Annotated in this window: 1 protein-coding gene; it reads right to left on the bottom strand. The window is 61.0% G+C overall.

Annotated features, from left to right (window positions below; genetic code table 11):
• A partial coding sequence (locus AKG43_RS11900) for a type VI secretion system Vgr family protein (RefSeq protein ID WP_156300684.1) occupies nucleotides 1-562 on the bottom strand: 562 nt, incomplete at both ends.

Raw genomic sequence — 562 nt, 5'->3', positions numbered from 1 at the left:
TCGACGATATGGCCGAGGTTGAGTTGGGTTTTGCCGTATTCGGTCGCCAGTTTGATGTGTTCCTGACCCTGTTTGTCTTCCATCCGTAGTTTGTTGTTCGCCCAAGTGCGGATGACGTTACGGGTGTTCCAGTCGGCGGGGACGTGGTCAGGGTGGGAGCTGTCGTGCATCACGCCGCTGATGTAGGGTCTGTCGGGATTACCCTGTACGAACGACAGCATCACTTCGGTGCCTTCGTGCAGCGGGAAGTGTTGGCCGTAGTCGGGGCCGGCATAGGGTTTGGCCAGTCGGATGGGGCGGCTTTCTCCGCCCGGGCTCCATTCGTCGAGGTCGAACGGCAGTTTGACGCGATAGCGCCCCATGTTGTCGATATAGGCGTAGGTATAGTTGCCGGGGCTGGTGACTCTGGCGGGTAGGCTGCCCTGTATCTTGGGTAGCGGGGTGATGCGTTCGGGGCGGAAGATGCTGTCGGCGGGGATGGCGGTAAAACTGTGGCTGTACGCTTGACCGCGGCTGCCCCTATGGGTGAGCGACACCACCAGCCAGCCGTTGGGCGCTTCGC

It is taken from the genome of Neisseria sp. 74A18, from assembly GCF_001308005.1.
Lineage (GTDB): Bacteria > Pseudomonadota > Gammaproteobacteria > Burkholderiales > Neisseriaceae > Neisseria > Neisseria dumasiana.
The sequence above is the reverse complement of the archived record's forward strand: the minus strand, read 5'-3'. Positions and strand labels throughout refer to the sequence as shown.